17 protein-coding genes and 1 pseudogene are annotated in these 18,525 nt (G+C 74.1%); 14 read left to right on the forward strand and 4 right to left on the reverse strand.

Annotated elements, in window-relative coordinates; genetic code table 11:
• Positions 1–384 precede the first annotated feature (384 nt).
• Positions 385–921, forward strand: a complete 537-nt coding sequence (locus tag ABZ851_RS13600; protein ID WP_361125788.1) for a DUF4232 domain-containing protein — start codon at positions 385–387, stop codon at positions 919–921.
• A 64-nt stretch (positions 922–985) separates the two neighbouring features.
• On the opposite strand, the gene ABZ851_RS13605 is transcribed toward ABZ851_RS13600, so the two are convergent.
• Positions 986–1,942 carry an NAD-dependent epimerase/dehydratase family protein gene (locus ABZ851_RS13605; RefSeq protein WP_361125791.1) on the reverse strand — a complete coding sequence of 319 codons (957 nt, stop codon included), beginning with the start codon at positions 1,940–1,942 and terminating at the stop codon, positions 986–988.
• Between the two features lie 522 nt (positions 1,943–2,464).
• Here ABZ851_RS13605 and ABZ851_RS13610 point away from each other — a divergent pair.
• The 7 genes from ABZ851_RS13610 (at position 2,465) to ABZ851_RS13640 (ending at position 10,259) form a co-directional block, all read left to right on the forward strand.
• Positions 2,465–3,280, forward strand: coding sequence for an alpha/beta fold hydrolase (locus ABZ851_RS13610; protein WP_361125794.1), 816 nt, complete (start codon positions 2,465–2,467; stop codon positions 3,278–3,280).
• On the forward strand, positions 3,277–4,896 hold the full coding sequence (locus ABZ851_RS13615; RefSeq protein WP_361125797.1) for an MFS transporter: 1,620 nt from the start codon (positions 3,277–3,279) through the stop codon (positions 4,894–4,896). Before ABZ851_RS13610 ends, ABZ851_RS13615 begins: the two co-directional genes overlap by 4 nt.
• Before the next feature lie 287 nt (positions 4,897–5,183).
• Positions 5,184–5,447, forward strand: coding sequence for a phosphopantetheine-binding protein (locus ABZ851_RS13620; RefSeq protein WP_361125800.1), 264 nt, complete (start codon positions 5,184–5,186; stop codon positions 5,445–5,447).
• Positions 5,447–6,679, forward strand: coding sequence for a beta-ketoacyl-[acyl-carrier-protein] synthase family protein (locus ABZ851_RS13625; protein WP_361125803.1), 1,233 nt, complete (start codon positions 5,447–5,449; stop codon positions 6,677–6,679). The genes ABZ851_RS13620 and ABZ851_RS13625 overlap by 1 nt, the downstream gene beginning before the upstream one ends.
• 48 nt (positions 6,680–6,727) lie before the next feature.
• Positions 6,728–8,263 (forward strand): phytoene desaturase family protein, encoded by a 1,536-nt coding sequence (gene crtI, locus ABZ851_RS13630; protein ID WP_361125805.1) that lies wholly within the window; start codon positions 6,728–6,730, stop codon positions 8,261–8,263.
• Complete coding sequence (locus tag ABZ851_RS13635) at positions 8,260–9,249, forward strand: phytoene/squalene synthase family protein (protein ID WP_361125808.1); 990 nt, start codon at positions 8,260–8,262, stop codon at positions 9,247–9,249. The genes crtI and ABZ851_RS13635 overlap by 4 nt, the downstream gene beginning before the upstream one ends.
• A complete protein-coding gene (locus ABZ851_RS13640) occupies positions 9,246–10,259 on the forward strand; it encodes a DUF5914 domain-containing protein (protein ID WP_361125812.1) in 1,014 nt (337 codons plus the stop codon). The genes ABZ851_RS13635 and ABZ851_RS13640 overlap by 4 nt, the downstream gene beginning before the upstream one ends.
• A gap of 109 nt (positions 10,260–10,368) precedes the next feature.
• Here ABZ851_RS13640 and ABZ851_RS13645 read toward each other — a convergent pair whose 3' ends face one another.
• Both ABZ851_RS13645 and ABZ851_RS13650 read right to left on the reverse strand, forming a co-directional pair.
• Complete coding sequence (locus ABZ851_RS13645; protein WP_361126250.1) at positions 10,369–11,949, reverse strand: FAD-dependent oxidoreductase; 1,581 nt, start codon at positions 11,947–11,949, stop codon at positions 10,369–10,371.
• 32 nt (positions 11,950–11,981) lie between these two features.
• Positions 11,982–13,220: a lycopene cyclase family protein gene (locus ABZ851_RS13650; RefSeq protein WP_361125815.1), complete on the reverse strand. Its 1,239-nt coding sequence runs from the start codon at positions 13,218–13,220 to the stop codon at positions 11,982–11,984.
• Positions 13,221–13,420: 200 nt separating this feature from the next.
• Here ABZ851_RS13650 and sigK point away from each other — a divergent pair, with 200 nt between their 5' ends.
• From sigK to tgmB, 6 genes and pseudogenes are all read left to right on the forward strand, one after another.
• Positions 13,421–14,008: an ECF RNA polymerase sigma factor SigK gene (gene sigK, locus ABZ851_RS13655; RefSeq protein WP_311621997.1), complete on the forward strand. Its 588-nt coding sequence runs from the start codon at positions 13,421–13,423 to the stop codon at positions 14,006–14,008.
• Positions 14,005–14,751, forward strand: coding sequence for an anti-sigma factor (locus ABZ851_RS13660; RefSeq protein WP_361125818.1), 747 nt, complete (start codon positions 14,005–14,007; stop codon positions 14,749–14,751). The genes sigK and ABZ851_RS13660 overlap by 4 nt, the downstream gene beginning before the upstream one ends.
• Before the next feature lie 178 nt (positions 14,752–14,929).
• Positions 14,930–15,445, forward strand: a pseudogene (locus tag ABZ851_RS13665) (DUF1295 domain-containing protein); the annotation flags it as partial.
• On the forward strand, positions 15,442–16,158 hold the full coding sequence (locus ABZ851_RS13670; RefSeq protein WP_361125821.1) for an alpha/beta fold hydrolase: 717 nt from the start codon (positions 15,442–15,444) through the stop codon (positions 16,156–16,158). The pseudogene ABZ851_RS13665 and the gene ABZ851_RS13670, both read left to right, overlap by 4 nt.
• A 423-nt stretch (positions 16,159–16,581) precedes the next feature.
• Complete coding sequence (gene tgmA / locus ABZ851_RS13675; protein WP_030079154.1) at positions 16,582–16,773, forward strand: putative ATP-grasp-modified RiPP; 192 nt, start codon at positions 16,582–16,584, stop codon at positions 16,771–16,773.
• Between the two features lie 8 nt (positions 16,774–16,781).
• The gene (gene tgmB, locus ABZ851_RS13680) at positions 16,782–17,711 is read left to right on the forward strand and encodes an ATP-grasp ribosomal peptide maturase (RefSeq protein WP_361125824.1); all 930 of its coding nucleotides are present in this window, start codon (positions 16,782–16,784) and stop codon (positions 17,709–17,711) included.
• 144 nt (positions 17,712–17,855) lie between these two features.
• Here the strand turns inward: tgmB and ABZ851_RS13685 are convergent, their stop codons facing one another.
• On the reverse strand, positions 17,856–18,374 hold the full coding sequence (locus ABZ851_RS13685; RefSeq protein WP_361125827.1) for a hypothetical protein: 519 nt from the start codon (positions 18,372–18,374) through the stop codon (positions 17,856–17,858).
• Positions 18,375–18,525: the final 151 nt, after the last annotated feature.

The following is an 18,525-nucleotide window of genomic DNA, read 5'->3' on the forward strand; positions in this document are numbered from 1 at the left end:
CAGGGGTGCTCCAGCATCGCACGTCTGATCGGAAGGCCTTCATCCGGATCGTTTTCGGGCGCCGCTGTGTGGCATGTGCGGGTCTGCGGACTGTCCTGCCGTGCTTCGCGCGCTTCCCCCTCATGAACTTCCTCCCCCGCTCAGGGCATTCCTCCGCTCTTCCGGGGCTGTCCTTCGGTTTTCCGGGTGTTAGCCAGGCGTTAGCCGTTCACCAGTGGCGGCACCGAGGGTGGGTCACGAACGAACCAGCACCCGCCGGCCGGTCCGGTGGCCGGATCTCCCGTGCGAGTCGTCGTGGGGGCCGGTGAGGGCCGTGCGGGCCGGACGGCGGGTGTGACACACCGAGGTTTCTCCGGGTGCCGGAGAAAAGGGAGTTGATGACTGATGATCATCCGTGGTCTGCGTACCGCCGCCACCGTCACCGCCGCTGTCGCCCTTGCTGTGGGAGCGGGCGCCGGTATGGCTTCCGCGGCCGGTGCGGCAGGATCCGGCGCGGCCGGCGCGTGCCGGCCGGGGACGCTGAAGGTCACGACCACCAGCGCGGGTTCCAGCCAGGCCGGAATGAATCACGAGGGCACCTACCTCAAGGTGACCAACACCGGCACGAGCGCGTGCGCGATAGGCGGCTACCCGGGGCTGGCGCTGGAAGGGGCCGGTCACACGGCCCTGAAGACCACCGCGCACCACGGTGACACCTACTTCGCCAAGGACCCGGGCGCGCACGGGGTCACCCTGAAGCCGGGCAAGAGCGCCTTCGCCGACCTGGTCTGGACGCACGCCGGCCCGTCCGTGCAGGCCAAGTACCTGCAGGTGTCCCCGACCGGCAGCAACTCGCACGGCGTGGTGGCGTTCGACAAGGCCGTCGACGGCGGGAAGCTGTCCGTGACGGCCTGGTCGGCGACGCCGCCCAGCGCTTCCTGACCGCTGGTGGCAGCCCGGAGGCCCGACGCACCGCGCGTCGGGCCTCCGGCACGCCGCGGCCGGGTCAGCTCCGGGCGCCGGCCAGCAGCGCGCGGTACCAGTCGACGGTGGCGTCGAGGGTGGCACCCAGGGGTGTCGGGTGGACGCCGAAGGTCCGCGTGAAGGCCGCGGAGTCCATGACCTGCGGCTCGGTGTGCTGGTAGAACATCTCCGCGTACTCGTCCATGAAGGCCGCATCGAACGGCCCGAAGGGGCGCGGCTCGGGAAGGACCACGCGCCGCAGCGGGCGGCCCACCTGCTCCTCGATCATCGCGTGGATCTCGCGGGTGGTGGCGGCAGGCGCGGTGGGCAGGTGCCAGACCCTGCCGTCGCCTTCCGGGTGCTCGCCGAGGGTGGCGAGGCCGGCCGCCACATCGCGGATGTCCGTGTAGCTGTGCGGCAGGTCGATATCGCCCATGCCGAGGACTTCCCCTCCGGTCAGCGCGCCGGGGAAGACCGCTCCGCCGAGCGTGGAGTTGAGTACGCCGGGGCCGACGAAGTCCGCCGACCGCCCGAGGACGACCCGGGCGCGGCCCGCCCGGTGGGCGGCGAGATAGCGCTCGTCCAGCTCGGCCCGCATCCGCCCCTTGCGGCTGGTCGCGCGCCACGGAGTGTCCTCCGTCATCACCTCGCCGTGCGTCGGGCCGTAGGGGTACAGCGTGTCCAGGACGACCAGGCGGGCGCCGGTGGCCTCGACGGCGGCCAGCACCGCGCGCTGGACCTGCGGCATCACCTCGGTCTGGCGGTGATAGTCGACGTTCACGCAGTGGTACACGACGGCGGCGCCCTCGATCGCGGCCAGCGCCCCCTCGGGCGTGCTCACATCGGCGGCGTACCGCTCGATGCCCTCGGCAGCGTTGTCCGGCGCCGAGCGGCTGACCAGGCGTACGGCGTGACCGCGGCGGACGAGTTTGCCGGCGAGCGCGGTACCGGCGGGCCCGGCGCCCAGCACTGCATGGAGGGAGTGTTCTGCGGCAGACATGGCGATTCCTTCTTTACGGGCCGGTGGCCGGTGGCCGGTGGATGAGGGGCTGATGACCGTGGAGCCAGGAGCTGGGAGGCGAGAGGAGTCGCGTCCCGCTGTTTCGTTCCGCTCTCTCGCTTCCGTTAGAGACTATAACTCTCGTGATGTAGCATCGCAATGGAGGGGGGGTCAGTCTCTGCGATGGCGCGGGCGCGCACCCCGGCCGGCCGCCGAGCGGCACGGATCAGTGCGGGGCCACGGCGCGCGGCGGACTCGCGTGGCGGCACCGGTGGCTGCCGCCGTTGGTGTCAGAGGGGAGCGGCCTCGTGCGTGGTGTGTGGAGTGCGGGGGCGGGGGAGTGCAGGGTCGGCGTGGGCATCGGCCGTGTGCCCGGCCGGACGGCTCCCGGGTCCGCCGGCCGGTCGGCCGTGGTGCCGGGCCGGCCCCGGCGCCACGGTGGAACGCCGCCCCGTTCGGGGCGCTTTGCGCGGCACGGGCGGGAACCCGGACCAGCGGAGCGCGAGGCGAAGGGCGGATGTCATGGGCGTCGGTTTCACGGAGGAGTCGGCCTCGGTCCCGGTCGCGGCATCGGCGGTGCCGCAGCGCGTGGTGCTCGACGCCCGGCCGCAGGCGGCGCTGCGTCTGTACGGTGTGCCGCCCGCCGGGGCCGGCCCGGACTGCTATCTGCGGTGGGTGCCGTTGCTGCCGTCCTGGATCGAGCCGTGTTCCGTGGCGCTGCCCGGCCGGGGGGCCCGCTCCGCCGAACCGTCGCTCACCGACCCCGCGTACCTCAGCGCCCGCCTGGCCGCGGTGCTGGACGACTGGGCCGACCCCCGCCCGTTCGCGGTCTTCGGACACAGCGCGGGCGCACTGCTGGCCTACGAGGCGATCCGGCATCTGCGGCGCACCCACGGCCGCCTGCCCTCGCTGCTGGCGGTGTCCTCGCTGGCGGCGCCGCATCTCGACGCCTACAGCGCCGGGCTGCCGCCGCGCCTGACGGCCGGCCTGGCGGGCCTTTGCGAACTCGTCGGCCCGATCCCCGAGCAACTGCTCGCCGACGCCCGGCTGATGGCCGCGGCCTGCACCCCGCTGCTGGCCGACTGCCTGCTGCTCCTGCACTACCGGCACCGCCCCGGGCCGCCGCTCGACGTACCGCTGGCCCTCTACGGCGGCGAGCAGGACCCGGTCACCCCCGTGCAGGACCTCCGGGCCTGGAACGACCTGGTCACCACACCCGCACGCCCCCGGCTCTTCCCCGGCGGGCACACCTACCCGCAGACCGGGACGAAGGCGTTGGTGGACCACCTCACCGGTGCGCTCGGCACCGTCGTCAACCACCCCGTGGCGACGGCATGACGGCCGCAGCACCGGCCGGCAGAGCGGCCGGATCCGCGCGGCGCCTGGCAGCGGCCGCCGTGGTGTGCCTCGGCCTGTTCATGCTCGGCCTGGACCTGACGGTCCTCAATGTCGCCGTCCCCGACCTGCAGGGCGACCTGGACACCTCCACCGCGCAGGTGCAGTGGATCGTGGACGGCTACGCCCTGGTGCTGGGCGGAACGGTGCTGGCCGTGGGGGCCTTCACCGATGCCTGGGGCCGGCGGCGTTCTTTCGTGTGCGGAGTGGCGGTCTGCGGGGGCGCCTCGCTCGGCGGCGCGCTGGCCGGCCACCCGTGGCAGGTGATCGCCGCGCGCTGCTGCATGGGTGCCGGGGCGGCCCTGCTGATGCCCGCGACGCTGGCGGTCCTCCACCAGCTGTTCCCCGAAGCCCGGCTGCGCAGCCGGGCGATCGCCGCATGGGCCGCGGTCGGCGGTATGGGCGGCCTGTGCGGTCCGGTCATCGGCGGCTGGCTGGTGGAACACTCCTCCTGGCGCGCCGCGTTCTGGATCAATCTGCCGCCGGCCGTCGTCATCATCGTCCTGGCGCTTGCGCTGGTGCCCGAGTCCCGTGCACGGCGGCCCGCCGGCTTCGACGTGCCCGGTGCCGCACTGTCGGCCGCGGGGCTGCTGGTCCTGGTGTGGTCCATCACCGAGAGTCCGCACCGCGGCTGGACCAGCCCGGCCGCACTCACCGGATTCACCGTCGCCGCACTGCTGCTGGCCGCCTTCGTCGGCCGCCAACTGCGCGCCCCCGCCCCCATGCTCCCGTTGCACCTGCTGCGGGTGCCGGACATCGGAGTGGCCGCCGCGGCCCTCGCCCTGATGTCCTTCGCCATGTTCGGGGCGCTGTTCGTCCTGACCCTCTACCTCCAGGGAGTGCTCGGCTTCAGCCCCTGGCAGGCCGGGGTGCGGACGCTGCCGCTGCCGGCCGGACTCGCGCTCGGGGCGGTGTGCGCCGTGCCGGTACGGGCACGGCTGGGCGGCAGGGTCCCCGTCGTCGGTGGCCTGATGCTGGTGACGGCCGGCTTCGCCGTCCTGGCGACCACCACGCCCGGCTCCGGCTACCCGCACTGTGCGGCGTTCCAACTGGTCGCGGGCGCCGGCGCCGGGCTGGTGGCGGCCGCGGCCACCGAATCGGTGATGGGCTCGGTCGCCACCGAACGAGCCGGACTCGGCTCGGCCATCAACGACGCCACCCGCCAGGTCGGCTCCGCCCTCGGGGTGGCCGTCCAGGGCTCCCTGCTCGCGGCCGTCTTCACCTCCCGGCTCACCACCTCCCTCACCGATCTGCACGCTCCCGCACTCGTGACGGAGGCGGCCGGACACAGCATGCTCTCCGTCCCCGTACAGGCGATGCGCCTGCCCGGCCCGCTGCGCGCCGGTGTGCTGGCCGCCGCGCGCCGGGCCTTCACGGACGCGATGACGCTCACCGCCGTGGTCGCCGGAGCCGTCACGCTGGTCACCGCCGCCGCGGCCGCGCGCTGGCTCGGCCGGCCGGCCGGTGCGCACGACACCCGCGCCCCCGGGGACGGCCGTGTCGCAGTACCGGCCGCGGCCGGGGCCGGGCCCGGGGACGAGGCGCACCCGGCCCGATAGAGCGACAAGTCACTCGTTCGGAGGTGCCTTCAAGCCCGTTGCCCGAGCACCGGGTCGGAGAAGGTAGGGAGCGCGAGACCGCCCCCGTACACCGGCCTCCGGTGTGCCTGCCGCCGCCCGCCCGCCTGGAGCCGCGATGAACAGCCCTGCCCGCACCGGCACCTTCGGGGGCGTTCAGGGCTGCCGCTGAACGGACGCGCGGTGCCGGTCCGCACCGGCGTACGCGCCGGACCGCACCGCGCCCGTGGCCGTCGCCGGCACCGCCTCACCCACCGAAGGAGTCACCCGTGCTCACCCGTACCGAGCTGATCACCAGCACCCTCACCGAAACCTTCGACCTCGACCCGGCCCAGGTCACCCCCGAGCGCACCTTCGAGGACCTGGGGCTGGACTCGCTCGCGCTGGTCGAGATGGGGCTGATGCTGCAGGAACGCACCGGGATCTCGCTCGACGACGTTCCCCTGCAGACGACCATCGAGGAACTGGCGGCCCTCATGGACGCCCGGGACCCCGACACGGCTCTGACCGCGGCGCCGAACAGCGGGGTCTGATGCCCGGTCAGTGCCGGGAGGCCGCCGTCACCGGCCTCGGCGTCATCACCCCGGCCGGCATCGGCGCCCGGGCCACCTGGGACGGCCTGCTCACCGGCCGGTCCACCGCCGCCCGGGACCCGGAACTCGCGGGTCTGCCGGTGGACATCTCCTGCCGGGTGCCGGACTTCGACACCGCCGCCCTGGTCGGCCGTAAAACCGCCTGGCGGCTGGACCGCTTCGTTGCCATGGCGGTCCTCGCCGCCCGGCACGCCGTCGCCGACGCCGGGCTCGGCAGCCCGGCCGACCGGGACCCCGCACGCATCGGGGTGGTCATGGGGACGGGTACGGGCAGCATGGAGCGCTATGCTGGCGAGTTCGCCAAGCTCGCGGCCGGCCGCCCGCTCGACATCTCGCCGCTCGCCATCACCCGCAGCGTGCCCAACATGGCAGCCGCCGAAATCGCGCTCGACCTGGCGGTCACGGGACCCAACTTCGCGGTCTCCACCGCCTGCGCCTCCGGGAGCAGCGCCCTGGGCATCGCCCGTGATCTGCTGCGCGCCGGGACCTGCGACATCGTCCTGGCCGGCGGGGCGGAATCCGCGTGCCACGCCATCCCCGCGGCCTGTTTCCACCGCATGGGAGCCCTCTCCCGGCGGAGCGAGGACCCCGCGGGCGCCTGCCGCCCCTTCGACGCCCGACGCGACGGCTTCGTCCTCTCCGAAGGCGCAGCCGTCCTGGTACTGGAGCGCCCGGCCCACGCGCAGGCCCGCGGCGCCCGCCCGCGCGCACAGCTGGCCGGCTACGGGGCGAGCTGCGACGCCTACCACTACGCCGCCCCCGACCCGGACGGCCGGGGAGCCGCGGCGGCCCTCACCGCAGCGCTGGCGGACGCCGGTGCGGCGCCCGGGGACATCGACCACATCAACGCGCACGGCACCGGCACCCGGCGCAACGACCTGGCCGAAGCCAAGGCGCTGCGCAGCGTCTTCCCCGAGCCCCCCGCCGTCACCTCCCTCAAGGGCGCGCTCGGACACGCCATCGGAGCGGCCGGCGCCATCGAAGCGGCCGTCACCGTCCTGAGCCTGCAACGGGACACCATCCCTCCCACCGCCAACCACGAGGACACCGACCTCGCCATCGACCTGGACATCGTGGCCAAAGTGCCCCGCACCACGGCCCAGTCCGCCGCCGCCAGCCTCTCCATGGGCTTCGGCGGGCAGAACGCCGCGCTGGTCTTCCGGTCCGCCTGAAGACAGCGGTTTTGCCGAGGGGGGCAGTTCAGCCGAAGGGGACAGCGCATGAGAACCGTCAAGGGCCCCACCGACCACATCGTGGTGGTCGGCGCCGGCCTCTCCGGACTGGCCGCCACGCTGCATCTGCTCGGCGCCGGCCGGCGGGTGACGGTCGTCGAGCGCGAGGCGCTGCCCGGCGGCCGGGCCGGCCGGATCGAGAGCCACGGCTACCGCATCGACACCGGGCCGACCGTACTGACCATGCCGGACCTCATCGACGAGGCGTTCGCCGCGGTCGGCGAACGCCTCACCGACCGGATGGAACTGCGGGCCCTGCACCCGGCGTACCGCGCCCGGTTCGCCGACGGCAGCGAGCTGGACGTGCACACCGACGCCCAGGCGATGGAGGCCGAGGTCGAACGGTTCGCCGGCCCCGCGGCGGCCCACGGCTACCGGCGGCTGCGGCACTGGCTCCAGCAGCTGTACGCGGTCCAGCGGCACCGCTTCATCGACGCCAACTTCGACTCACCGCTGCAGCTGCTCCACCCGGACCTGGTCCGCCTCGCCGCGCTCGGCGGCTTCGGCCGGCTCGACGACCGCATCGGCCGCTTCCTGCCGGACCCGCGGCTGCGCCGGGTCTTCTCCTTCCAGGCGCTGTACGCCGGTGTGCCGCCCGCGCGTGCCCTGGCCGCCTATGCCGTCATCGCCTATATGGACACGGTCAACGGCGTGTACTTCCCCCGCGGCGGGATGCACGCCCTGCCCCGGGCGATGGCGGACGCGGCCGCCGACGCCGGTGCCGTCTTCCGCTACGGCCACCCGGTCACCCGGCTGGAACGCAGCGGTGACCGGATCACCGCCGTGGTGACCGCGCACGAGCGCATCCCCTGCGACGCGGTGGTCCTCACCCCCGACCTCCCGGTCGTCCACCGGCTGCTCGGCCGGCGCCCCCGCCGCCCGCTCCGCCTCCGTCACGCGCCTTCCGCGGTGGTCCTGCATGCCGGTACCGACCGGACCTGGCCGCGGCTGGCGCACCACACGCTCTCCTTCGGCACCGCGTGGGAGCGGACCTTCGACGAACTCACCCGCACCGGCCGGCTGATGAGCGATCCCTCGCTGCTCCTCACCCGTCCCACCGCCACCGACCCCCAACTCGCCCCGCCAGGGCGCCACTTGCACTACATCCTGGCGCCCTGTCCCAACACCGAGACCGGCCCGGGCGCCGGGGACTGGCACGACCTGGCCCCCCGGTACCGCGACAGCCTGCTCTCCGTACTGGAGCGCCGGGGACTCACCGGCATCGGTGCCGCCACCGAGGTGCACCACCTGGTCACCCCCGCCGACTGGGCCGCGCAGGGGCTCGCCGCCGGAACACCGTTCTCCGCCGCCCACACCCTGGCGCAGACCGGCCCCTTCCGCCCCCGCAACCTCGTGCGCGGCGCCGAGAACGCCGTGCTGGCGGGCTGCGGCACGACCCCTGGCGTCGGCGTCCCCACCGTCCTGATCTCCGGCAAGCTCGCCGCGGCCCGCATCACCGGCCCGCGGCCCGCCCGTTCCCCCGCAGGCCAGCCCCGCACCACCCCGAGAGGCATCCCGGCATGACCGCTCGCGAACTGGACGCCGCAGGTATCACCGACCCCCTTCTGCGCGACGCCTACGCCCACTGTCGCCGGCTCAACGCCCGGCACGGCAAGACCTACTTCCTCGCCACCCGGCTGCTGCCCGTGGAACGACGGCCGGCCGTCCACGCCCTGTACGGCTTCGCCCGTTGGGCCGACGACCTCGTCGACGAACCCGGAGCGGGCCGCTCCACCGCTGACTGTGCACGGGCGCTCGATTCCCTCCAGCGCTGCCTGGAGGAGGCCCTGCGCGGGGGAGAGACCGCGGAACCGGTGGTGCGTGCGGTGGCGCACACCACGGCCGTGTACGGCATCGACCACCGGCACTTCACGGACTTCATGGCGTCGATGCGCAGCGATCTGACCGTGACGGACTACCCGACGTACGAGGACCTGCGGCGCTATGTGCACGGCTCGGCCGCGGTGATGGGGCTGGAGATGCTGCCGGTGCTCGGCACGGTCGTGCCGCAGGAGGAAGCCGCACCGCACGCCGCCGCCCTGGGCATCGCCTTCCAGCTCACCAACTTCCTGCGCGATGTCGGCGAAGACCTCGACCGGGGCCGGATCTACCTGCCCGCCGACCTGCTGGCGGCGCACGGCGTCGACCGCGCACTGCTGCGGTGGAGCCGGGACACCGGCCACCGCGACCCGCGGATCACCGCGGCCATGACGGCGGCCGCCGAGCTCACCCGCGGCGTCTACCGCGAGGCGGAGCCCGGCCTCGCCCTGCTCGATCCGGTGTCGCGCCCGTGTATCCGCACCGCGTTCGTCCTCTACCGCGCCATCCTCGATGCCGTACGCGACGACGGGTACGCCGTGCTGCACCGCCGCGCGGTGGTCTCCCGCAGACGCCGTGCGGCCACCGCGTCCGGCGGCCTGGCCCGGGTCGCCGCCGCCCGGATCGCCGCCCGCCGCCCCGCCGTGCGACATGCCGGGGTGCCACACCGCCCGCAGGAGGAGACCTCATGACCCGACAGGCCCGCCGGCCTCCGCGGCTCCCGCTCCGGCTGCGGCCGAGGCCCGTGCCGTGGGAAGCGCAGCGTCCCACCTGGCGCGACGCGCAACCCGCGCGCATCGCCGACGCCGTCAAGGCCGCCCTCGCCCGCCCGTCCGGCAACTGGTTCGTCCTCGGCGCGAGCGGCGGCATCGGCGTCCACCGGGCATTCGGCCGCACCGTCGCCGGTATCGAGGTCGTCGCCTGGCGCGACCCGGCCGGCCGGCTGATGGCGGGGCCAGGGGCCTGTCCGCATCTAGGCGCGCCGCTGGACCGAAGCCCCGTGCACTGTGGCATCCTCCGCTGCCGCTGGCACGGACTCGCCCTGGACGGTGCCCCGTTCGCGGGCTGGGAGCCGTTCCCCGCCTACGACGACGGGCTGCTGGCCTGGGTACGCCTCGACGGGGCCGGCGGGGAGCAGCCGCTGCCCGAGCCGGTCCTGCCCGCCCGGCCGCGGACGGCGGGTGCCGTCACCGCGGTGCACACCGTCACCGGCCGCTGCGATCCCGAGGACGTGATGGCCAACCGTCTCGACCCGTGGCACGGCGCCTGGCTCCACCCGTACTCCTTCGTCGACCTCACCGTGGCCGGCACCCCCTCGGACAGTGGCGGGGAGGCGGCGGACGGCATCGCGGTCGAGGTCTCCTTCAAGGTCGCCGGGCGCGCCGTGGTGCCGGTCACGGCCCACTTCACCGCCCCCGAGCCGCGCACGGTGGTGATGCGGATCGTGGCCGGGGAGGGCCGGGGCTCCGTGGTGGAGACCCACGCCACCCCGCTGGGCCCGGACGACCGGGGGCGGCCGCGCACCGCGGTCACCGAGGCGGTCGTCGCCACCTCCCGGCGTCCCGGCTTCGCCCTCGCGCGCGCGGCCGCGCCCGCCCTGCGCCCGCTGCTGCGCGCCGGCTCGCGACGGCTGTGGCGGGACGACCTGGCCTATGCCGAGCGCCGCTGGGAACTGCGCAGCAGCGGACGTTTCCCGGGCTGACACCGGCCGGCGTCCTTGGGCCCTGCCTGTCTTCGAAGTTCCGCCTGCTGCAAGGGACTTCGAAGACAGGACCCGGCCCGCCACCTCGACGGGCCGGGAGCGCCCCCGTTCACCGCTCCCCCCACCGTGCCGCCCACCGCAATACCGCGGAGCGCCCCCTGTCCGGCACGGTCCACAGGGTCTGGCCGCGTACACCCCAGCGCCTCAGCAGCGCATTGGCCGCGAGGAACCCGGTCGTCGCCGCGCGCTCCATCAGCGCCACCGGGAACGGGGTGCGCACCGCATCGCCCGCGACCACCACCCGGGGGTCGGGCGTGTGCACGGTCGGCCGGTCGCCGAAGCCGCCCACCGGGAACAGCGGGCAGTCCGCGCGCCACTCGTGCCGCCGGTCGACGATCCGGACACCGCGCGTCTCCGGGTAGACGGCGTGCAACTGTTCCACCAGGCGACGCTGTTCGTCCGCCCGGTCTGCTCCCGGGGCCACGGCGTAGGCATGCAGTTCGAGCACCGAGCCGCCGGTACGGGCCGACCAGCGGGCCGCCTCCCCTTCCCAGCGCTCCAGCACGCTGACGTTGTCCAGGGACCCGTAGCCGCTGGTGCCCAGGAAACCGGGCCGGTCGGCGCGCACCCGCCGCTCCAGCCACAGCCGCGACACCAGGAACGGCGGCGCGGTCCGCAGCCGGCCGATCCGCGCCCGCCACGCGGCGTCCCCCAAACCGTCCGAGGCGGCGACGAGTTGCCGCAGCCCGCCGGGGTCCAGCGCCAGCACCACCGCGTCGAACCGGCGCGCCTCGCCCCGCGCGACGACCCGCAGCCCGCCGCCCGCGGCCGGCTCGACCCGGGTCACCGCCGTGTCCGTGCGCAGCCGCACCCCGTGCCCCGTCAGATACCGGCCGAGGGGGTGCCACAACGCCTGCGGGAAGGGCTCGGCGGGGACGTCGAAGAGCAGCCCTTCGCTGGAGCCGAGGAAGTAGATGTGGAACATCAACACCAGTTCCGCGGCGGACAGTTCCCGTGGGTCGGCGAAGAAACTCCGGGAGAACACCTCGAACGCGAGATGCCGCGCGGCCTCGGGGAAGCGGATGCGGGAAAGGAAGTCCTGGGCGCTGATGCCGTCCAGCCGCTCGTAGACCTGCGGCACCCTCACGTCGAGCAGCGGCAGGGCCGCACCCGGGCGCATCCGCGCCAGGTCCCGCCAGGTGAAGGTGGGACTGAGCGCCACAAATCCCAGGGCGCTCCACGGCGGTGTCCGGGGCACGCGCGCGAAGCTGTCCCGCAGGCCCGCGCGGTGGCGCAGCGGGTAGTCGGGCAGCCGTCGGAGCATGTCCAGTCCCGGGTCGGCCCGGCGCAGCAGCCCCCGCAGGTTGTAGTACTGCGGGAAGAAGGCGTGGAACCCCCGGCTCATGGTCGCCGTGGAGCCGTCGGCGAGCCGCACGGGCCGGCCCGCCAGCCGGCCGCCCAGGTCCGGTTCGCGTTCGTACAGCGTCACCCGCACGTCCCGCTCGGCCAGCGCGGTCGCGGCGGCGAGGCCCGCGATCCCGCCGCCGACCACCGCCACACCGGGGCCGTCGGCCGCGGCCCGCTCCCGCCCCGGCGGCCCCGGCACCCGTTGCGCCCGGCGGTCGCGTCCGTGCCGCGCGGCCCCGCCCCGCGCACGTCCGCGGATCACGCTCTCTTCCGAAGGGCGCATCCCGTGGCCGGGCTTGCCCTCGTGCGGCGGTGTCATGGCCGGCTCTCCTCCGGTCGTCGGGGACGTGCGACGGGCCGGCGCACCGCACCGTGGCCCGTACGGCGCAGCAGCGGAAGTTCGGCGGCGGTACGGAGCATGGGCAGCACCGGGGTGTGCAGGCCGATGGTGAAGTCCTCCCACAGGCGGGAGCGGCCGTCGAGAAACCGCAGCAGCCGCTCCGTCGGCACCGTGCGGAACAGCCCGGTGAAGAACTCGGCGCCGTCCACCCGGCCGCGGTCAAGTGCACGCAGCAGCACGGCGTCCATCGCCCGGTGCCAGGCCGTGTGCGCGGGCGGCGGGAGCGGCGGCCGGCCCGCCAGGAGGGCGGCCGCGAGGTGCGCGGACTGCTGTTGTACGGCGGAGAAGGTGTACCCGGTCGACGCACGGGTGGCGCCGCCCGCGGTCCCGATGCGGAACACCGAGCGGCCCGCCCGCCGCGGAAACCGGCCGTCGGTCATCGGGATCACGCCCTGCTCGACAGCGGTCACCCGGAACCCGTCCAGCCGCAGCACCTGCGCGGTGTACCGGCGCAACGCCCGCTCGTAGGCGGCGGTGTGCAGGACGCGGCGGGAGAACTCGGTGTACTCCACCAGCGCCGTGCGCTCGCTCAGCGGCAGGACGTACCCGAAGGACAGGCCGTGAGCGGGCTGCGGGGTGCGGAAATCCATCAGATCCGCGGTCGCGGGATCGAACGCCGGCCGCCCGGTGCGGACGAACCAGCCCCGGAAGTGCTGCTGGAGGGTGGTGCGGGCCGGCGGGAGCCGGCCGCCGGGCCGGGAGTCGAAGGCCCAGCGCGCCCGGAAGACCACCGGACGTCCGGCCTCGTCGCGCCCCCGTACCTCCGCGCCGCCGGCGGCGTCCCGTACGGACTCCACCGTCGCGGTGGCCCGGACGACATGGCTCCGGCCGGCGAGACGGGCGCCGACGAAGGCCTCGAAGTCACGCGAGCGCAGCATCTTGTACCGCAAGGGCGCGGGCCGTCCTTCCGTCGCCGCCCCGTCGGGGCCGTGCACCCGAAGCCGCTCCCACGAAGCGGTCAGCACGGAGTCGAAGGCGCCGCCCGGCGCTTCCCAGTAACACCAGGTCCGTTCCTGCGGGGTGAGCGGCCCGTGCGGGGCGTCGACGAGCAGCACCCTCGGCTCCCGGTGGCCCGCCGCCGGTGCGCACAACCGGTAGGCGAGCGACAGCCCGGCCGCACCCGCGCCGACGATGACGACCTCCGCGTCCCGCACGCCCGGACCTCCCTGTGCCTCGATGAGCCCGACGGTGATCCTTCCGCAGCAAGGGGCCGGGAGGCGGGGTCCGACGCGCGGGAAAACCGGAGGGCCCGCCCGCGGTGCCCGCCGCGGCGTAGGCCAGAATCCCTTCCGACCAATCCGGGTGCCGCCCGGCGCCGAATCACCGGTGACCCTGTCACCGTCCGGAGGTGTCCATGCCCGTCGCAGCCCGCGGCGACCGATCCTCAGCGCCGCATTCCGGCGCGCTGGAAGCACTGCTCGACCGCGTCTCCCGCGGTGACCAGCAAGCATTCGAGAGTCTTTACACAGCAGTTGCCGGTTCCGTGCTGGGTCTGGTGCGCCGGGTGGTACGGGACCCCGCCCAGTCCGAGGAGGTGGCACAGGAGGTGCTGATCGAGGTGTGGCGGTCCGCGGCCCGCTATGACGCGCGGCAGGGCAGCGCCATGGCCTGGATCATGACCTTGACCCACCGGCGCGCGGTGGACCGGGTGCGCTCGGCCCAGGCGGCGGCCGACCGTGACCACCGGGCCGGAGTGCACGCCTACACCGCGGCCTTCGACGAGGTCAGCGAACAGGTCGAACGGCGGCTGGAGCGTGAGCAGGTGCGCCGCTGCCTGGGGCAGCTGACCGAACTGCAGCGGGAGTCGGTGACGCTCGCCTACTACCGCGGGTACACCTACCGGGAGACCGCCGACCTGCTGGGCACGGCGCTGGGCACGGTCAAGACACGGCTGCGCGACGGGCTGATCCGGCTCCGCGACTGCCTGGGGGTGTCGGCATGAACACCGTCGATCTGCACACGCTCACCGGTGCCTACGCCCTGGGGGCGCTGTCCGGGCGCGAGGCGGCGGAGTTCGACCGCCACCTCGCCCAGTGCGAGGCCTGCGCCAGGGAAGTGCGGGAGCTGCAGGAGACCGCCGCCCGGCTCGCCCTGGCGGTCGCCGAGGTGCCCCCGGCGGATCTCCGGATGCGGGTGATGGCGGCCCTTCCCGAAGTCCGGCAGCTTCCGCCCGTACCGCGCGAGGCCACGGTGGTCCCGCTGCGCCGTCGCGCACGCCGCCGCCTGCCCTACTTCGCGGCCGCCGCCTGCCTGGCCGTCGCCGCGGTCGCCGGCGGACTGGCCGTCAACGCCCGCTACGACGCCGACCAGCAGCGCGACCGTACCGCCCGCGCCGAGGCACAGGCGGCCGAGGTCAGTGCCCTGATGACCGCGCCGGACGCCACCTTCCACACCACGGCCTTCAAGGGCGGGGGCAGCGGGACCGTGGTGGCCTCCCGGCGGATGGGACGGACCGCCTTCCTCTACCACGGCCTGCCGGCACTGCCGGATCAGCGGGTGTACGAACTCTGGTACAGCCGCAACGGCACGATGGTGCCCGCCGGACTCGTCGAGCCCGGCCGATCCTCGGGCACGATGCTGCTGACCGGCGGACCGCAGGGCGCGGACGGAGTCGGCATCACGGCCGAACCCGCGGGCGGCTCCAGCAGTCCCACCAGCCCGCCGCTGGGCATCCTGCGGGTATGAGCTGACGTTTCACGACGGGTCACCGGCGGCCGGCCGTTCCAGGGCCGGCCGCCGGTGTCCGTCGAGGCGTCGCGGTGGCCGGAACGTCGAGACCAATCCGCCCCGCCCCCGGCACCGAATCCTCGGTGAGCGGGCCGCCGCACCCCGGACGCGGCCCCGCCCCGGCCTGAGGAGGCACAAGGCCCCCGGCAGCCGCGACGCTTACGCCCTGCGCACGGTGTACCTGTTGCAGGGCGGGTTGGTGCGGCTGATCTCGCTCCCGGTGCGGGTGACGCAGTACGTTGCGGTGCCGCTGGGGACGGGTGCCGTCGCCGGCGGGGTGGTGTGGGCGACCGGCTTCGTCTTCGAGAGCGTCGGCGATTTCCAGCTTGTCCGGTTCACGGCCAACCCCGCCGACCGGGGCCGCATCATGGACCGCGGCTTGTGGGCCTGGACCCGCCACCCCAACTACTCCGGCGACTTCCTCGTCTGGTGGGGGCTGTTCCTGTCGGCCCGCGGCACCCCGCAGAGCGCCGCGGTCGCCGTGGTCTCGCCACTGGTGATGTCGTACCTGCTCCTCCACGGCAGCGGTAAGCGACTGCTGGAGAACCACCTGGCCGACCGCCCCGGCTACGCTGCCTACACGGCCCGCACCAGCGGTTTCTTTCCCCTGCCACCGCGCCGACACCCCCACCCGGAGGACCCCCGCCCATGACCACCGGCCCGGAACGGCCCACGGACCCCGGCTTCGGCGGCGGACGCCGGAACCCGCACCGGCCGCTGCTCGTCCACCGCCACCCGGACCCGCCACGGGCTGCGGTGCTGCTCCTGCACGGCGGCCGGGCGGACGGCCGCACTCCGCCTCCGCGGCTCAACCTCCCCGCGCTGCGGATGCGTCCCTTCGGTTCCGCGATGACCCGGGCACCGGGCGGGCGGCAACTGCTGCTCGCGTCCGTGCGCTACCGCTGCCGCGGCTGGAACGGCCCGCAGGCGGACGCCGCCCAGGACGCCCGCCGGGCGCTCGACGAGCTGGCCGCGCTCGCCGCCGACGTGCCGGTCGTGCTCGTCGGCCACTCCATGGGCGGCAGGGCCGCCCTGCACGCCGGCGGGCATCCGGCGGTCCGCGGCATCGTCGCGCTCGCCCCGTGGTGCCCGCCCGGGGAGCCCGTCTCCCAGCTGCGCGACCGGACCGTCGTACTGCTGCACGACAACCGTGACCGGATCACCGAGGCCGAAGGATCCCGGCTCTTCGCCGACCGCGCCCGGCAGTCGGGGGCCCGGGCCCACACGGTCGCCATGCCGCGCGGCGGCCACACCATGCTCCGCGGCGCCCGCGCATGGCACCGGCTGACTGTGAAGCTCGTCACTGCCATCCTGGCCGATGAGCCGTTGCCGGTGCCGGCCGAAGAGAGGCCGTCGCCCGGATAGCGGACCGAATCCCGCACACCAGCCCCACATGGCACACCTTGATGCCCACGTCCCGTCCGTCGTGCACGCGGCGGGCGCGGAGCGAGCGGTGTGCACGATCCGGCGTGCGGTTCCGCCCCGCCCCGGATCGCCGTGCCGGGGCCCTTCCGCGTGCTCAAGTCGCGTGCGGGGAAGTCTCCTTCAGGGTGGGCAATCGGTGTGCGCTCTTTCCTGAACGGGCCGTCAGGGCGTGCCTCGACGACGGTACTTGGCACGACCGGTGAGTACGTGATCGCCGCATTTGAGTCAAGAGGATCGCCGAAAACGAGCAAATGAGGCAACTTACTGACCAGATTGTCGCGTCTTCCGTGCAGAGTCATCAAACGGGGCCTTCAAGTGTGCCCCGCGGCAAGGGCTCGGAAACCGGGCTTCGAAGGAGAAGGTATGCGACCGTTTGCGTTGAGCTACGCCCGTCCGGCGGTGAAATCGCCGACGACCACCCCCTACAGCTATGACGCCACGCGGCAACTCAACGTCCTTCCGGACGGGCGCCCGGCCACCTGTAGCCGGGCGGTGCTGCTGGCGACCGGCACCACCGCCTCCACCGCCGGTTCCAAGACCCACTTCGACGACTGAGCGCCCCCATGACCGTCCTGGTCCTCACCTGCGAGGAAGACTTGACGGCGGACATCGTGGTGTCCACGCTGCAGGACCTCGGTGTCCCGCTCGTCCGCCTCGACCCCGCCGACCTGCCCGGAAGGGTTGCCCTGTCGGCGGAGTACGCCGGGGACGACTTCCACGGATACCTCAAAGCGGGCACCCGCATGGTGAGCCTCAGCAGTCTGCGTTCGGTATGGGTCCGCCGCCCCGGCGCTCCCGGGGCGCGCGCCCCGGAGCAGTCCGCCTGGATCACGGCGGAATCCGAGCAGGCGCTGTACGGCATGCTCTCCTGCACCCCGGCGCGCTGGATGAACCACCCTGTCGCGTCCGTGCAGGCACGCAACAAGCCCTGGCAGCTCCGTCTCGCCCATCGCAGCGGTTTCCTCGTGCCCCCCACGTTGATCACCACGTTCCCGGCGGTCGCCCGGCAGTTCGCCGCCGCCCACCAGGACCTCGTGGTGAAGTCGGTCAGCGGAAAGCACCCCGGCGACCCGCCGCTCGTGCTGCCTACCACGCGCATCAGCCCGGACGCGGACTTCAGCGGCGTCGCGGCCGGCCCCACCCTGCTCCAGCAGCACATCCACAAGGAGGCCGATATCCGGCTGACCTGCGTCGGCGAGCAGCTGTTCGCCGCCCGCAAGAAAGCCGATCCCGACGAGGTGGACAGCCGTTTCAGCCAGCACGGAACCTGGGAGCCTGCCGAGGTGCCGGACTCCGTCCACCGGGCGGTGACCACCTATATGTCCACCGCCCGGCTCGCCTATGGCGCTTTTGACTTCGCCGAAGACCCGGACGGGACATGGTGGTTCCTCGAGTGCAACCAGGGCGGCCAGTTCGGCTTCGTCCAGTTGGAGACCGACCAGCCCATTGCCCAGGCCATCGCCGCCTGGCTGGCCGTGGAACCCCTCACCTGATTCCTCGGCGGCGGACGGCCGCGGTGCCGCGGTGGTGCGGCGCCGCGGCCCCGCGAGGGCAAGTGTTGTGGTGCCGTGCTCGTCACCCTCGTGGCCCGGCGCACCGACGTCCGGGTGCGGCGCGCGCCGGGCGGCCGCCGCCCCCTATTTGCTCAAGACGTTCGCCACCACGATGAACAGCCCGATCAGCACATCCACCCCACCGACCCGGAAGGACGCCGCCCAGCGCCGGCCCGCCACCCGGGCCGCCCACACCCCCCAGCCGAACAGCGCCACCATGTTGAAGCCCAGGGCGACGTCGATGGCGCTCGCCTCACCCCACCACTTCGCCTGGGCGCCGAGCAGCACCGCGATCGTCGGCACCATCGCGGCCACCAGCGGCCATTCGGTCAGCATGGAACGCACCGCGCTGGCGGTGACCTGGGAGTCCTCGTCCGTGCGGTGCGCGATGGAATGGGCGTAGCCGTGCGCGGCGGCCGACGCCACCGCCGACAGCGCCACCCACAATGCGTCGTACCCGGGGTCCGCCGGGTTCCCCTCATGGCCCAGCGCGGCCGCCAGCGCACTGGCGAGCACCGAGCCGTACACCCCGCCGAACAGCAGCCGCTGCAGGGGCTCCCCCCGTCTGGGAGGCGGCAGGGAATCGTTGCGCAATACGGACACGGCGCCACCTCCCAGGACCTACGGGGGCTGCCCCCGCTCGGGGCGCCCTCATGAGATGTAGCAGCCCCCGGCACGGATCCTTCCGAAGCTACGCCGACCGTGCCGGGCGAATGACCCCCGTGGCGCGGCGGGGTGACCCCGCGGTGGCGCG

Origin of the sequence: Streptomyces sp. NPDC047049, assembly GCF_040643995.1 — a bacterium.
Lineage (GTDB): Bacteria > Actinomycetota > Actinomycetes > Streptomycetales > Streptomycetaceae > Streptomyces > Streptomyces mooreae.

Bases quoted from the DNA above. Each gene is read 5' to 3' on its own strand.
- ABZ851_RS13610 (WP_361125794.1), top strand. From the start codon at position 2,465: ATGGGCGTCGGTTTCACGGAGGAGTCGGCCTCGGTCCCGGTCGCGGCA.
- ABZ851_RS13645 (WP_361126250.1), bottom strand. From the start codon at position 11,949: ATGCGCCCTTCGGAAGAGAGCGTGATCCGCGGACGTGCGCGGGGCGGG.
- ABZ851_RS13635 (WP_361125808.1), top strand. From the start codon at position 8,260: ATGACCGCTCGCGAACTGGACGCCGCAGGTATCACCGACCCCCTTCTG.
- ABZ851_RS13670 (WP_361125821.1), top strand. From the start codon at position 15,442: ATGACCACCGGCCCGGAACGGCCCACGGACCCCGGCTTCGGCGGCGGA.
- ABZ851_RS13605 (WP_361125791.1), bottom strand. From the start codon at position 1,942: ATGTCTGCCGCAGAACACTCCCTCCATGCAGTGCTGGGCGCCGGGCCC.
- ABZ851_RS13600 (WP_361125788.1), top strand. From the start codon at position 385: ATGATCATCCGTGGTCTGCGTACCGCCGCCACCGTCACCGCCGCTGTC.
- sigK (WP_311621997.1), top strand. From the start codon at position 13,421: ATGCCCGTCGCAGCCCGCGGCGACCGATCCTCAGCGCCGCATTCCGGC.
- tgmB (WP_361125824.1), top strand. From the start codon at position 16,782: ATGACCGTCCTGGTCCTCACCTGCGAGGAAGACTTGACGGCGGACATC.
- ABZ851_RS13615 (WP_361125797.1), top strand. From the start codon at position 3,277: ATGACGGCCGCAGCACCGGCCGGCAGAGCGGCCGGATCCGCGCGGCGC.
- ABZ851_RS13625 (WP_361125803.1), top strand. From the start codon at position 5,447: ATGCCCGGTCAGTGCCGGGAGGCCGCCGTCACCGGCCTCGGCGTCATC.
- ABZ851_RS13660 (WP_361125818.1), top strand. From the start codon at position 14,005: ATGAACACCGTCGATCTGCACACGCTCACCGGTGCCTACGCCCTGGGG.
- crtI (WP_361125805.1), top strand. From the start codon at position 6,728: ATGAGAACCGTCAAGGGCCCCACCGACCACATCGTGGTGGTCGGCGCC.
- tgmA (WP_030079154.1), top strand. From the start codon at position 16,582: ATGCGACCGTTTGCGTTGAGCTACGCCCGTCCGGCGGTGAAATCGCCG.
- ABZ851_RS13640 (WP_361125812.1), top strand. From the start codon at position 9,246: ATGACCCGACAGGCCCGCCGGCCTCCGCGGCTCCCGCTCCGGCTGCGG.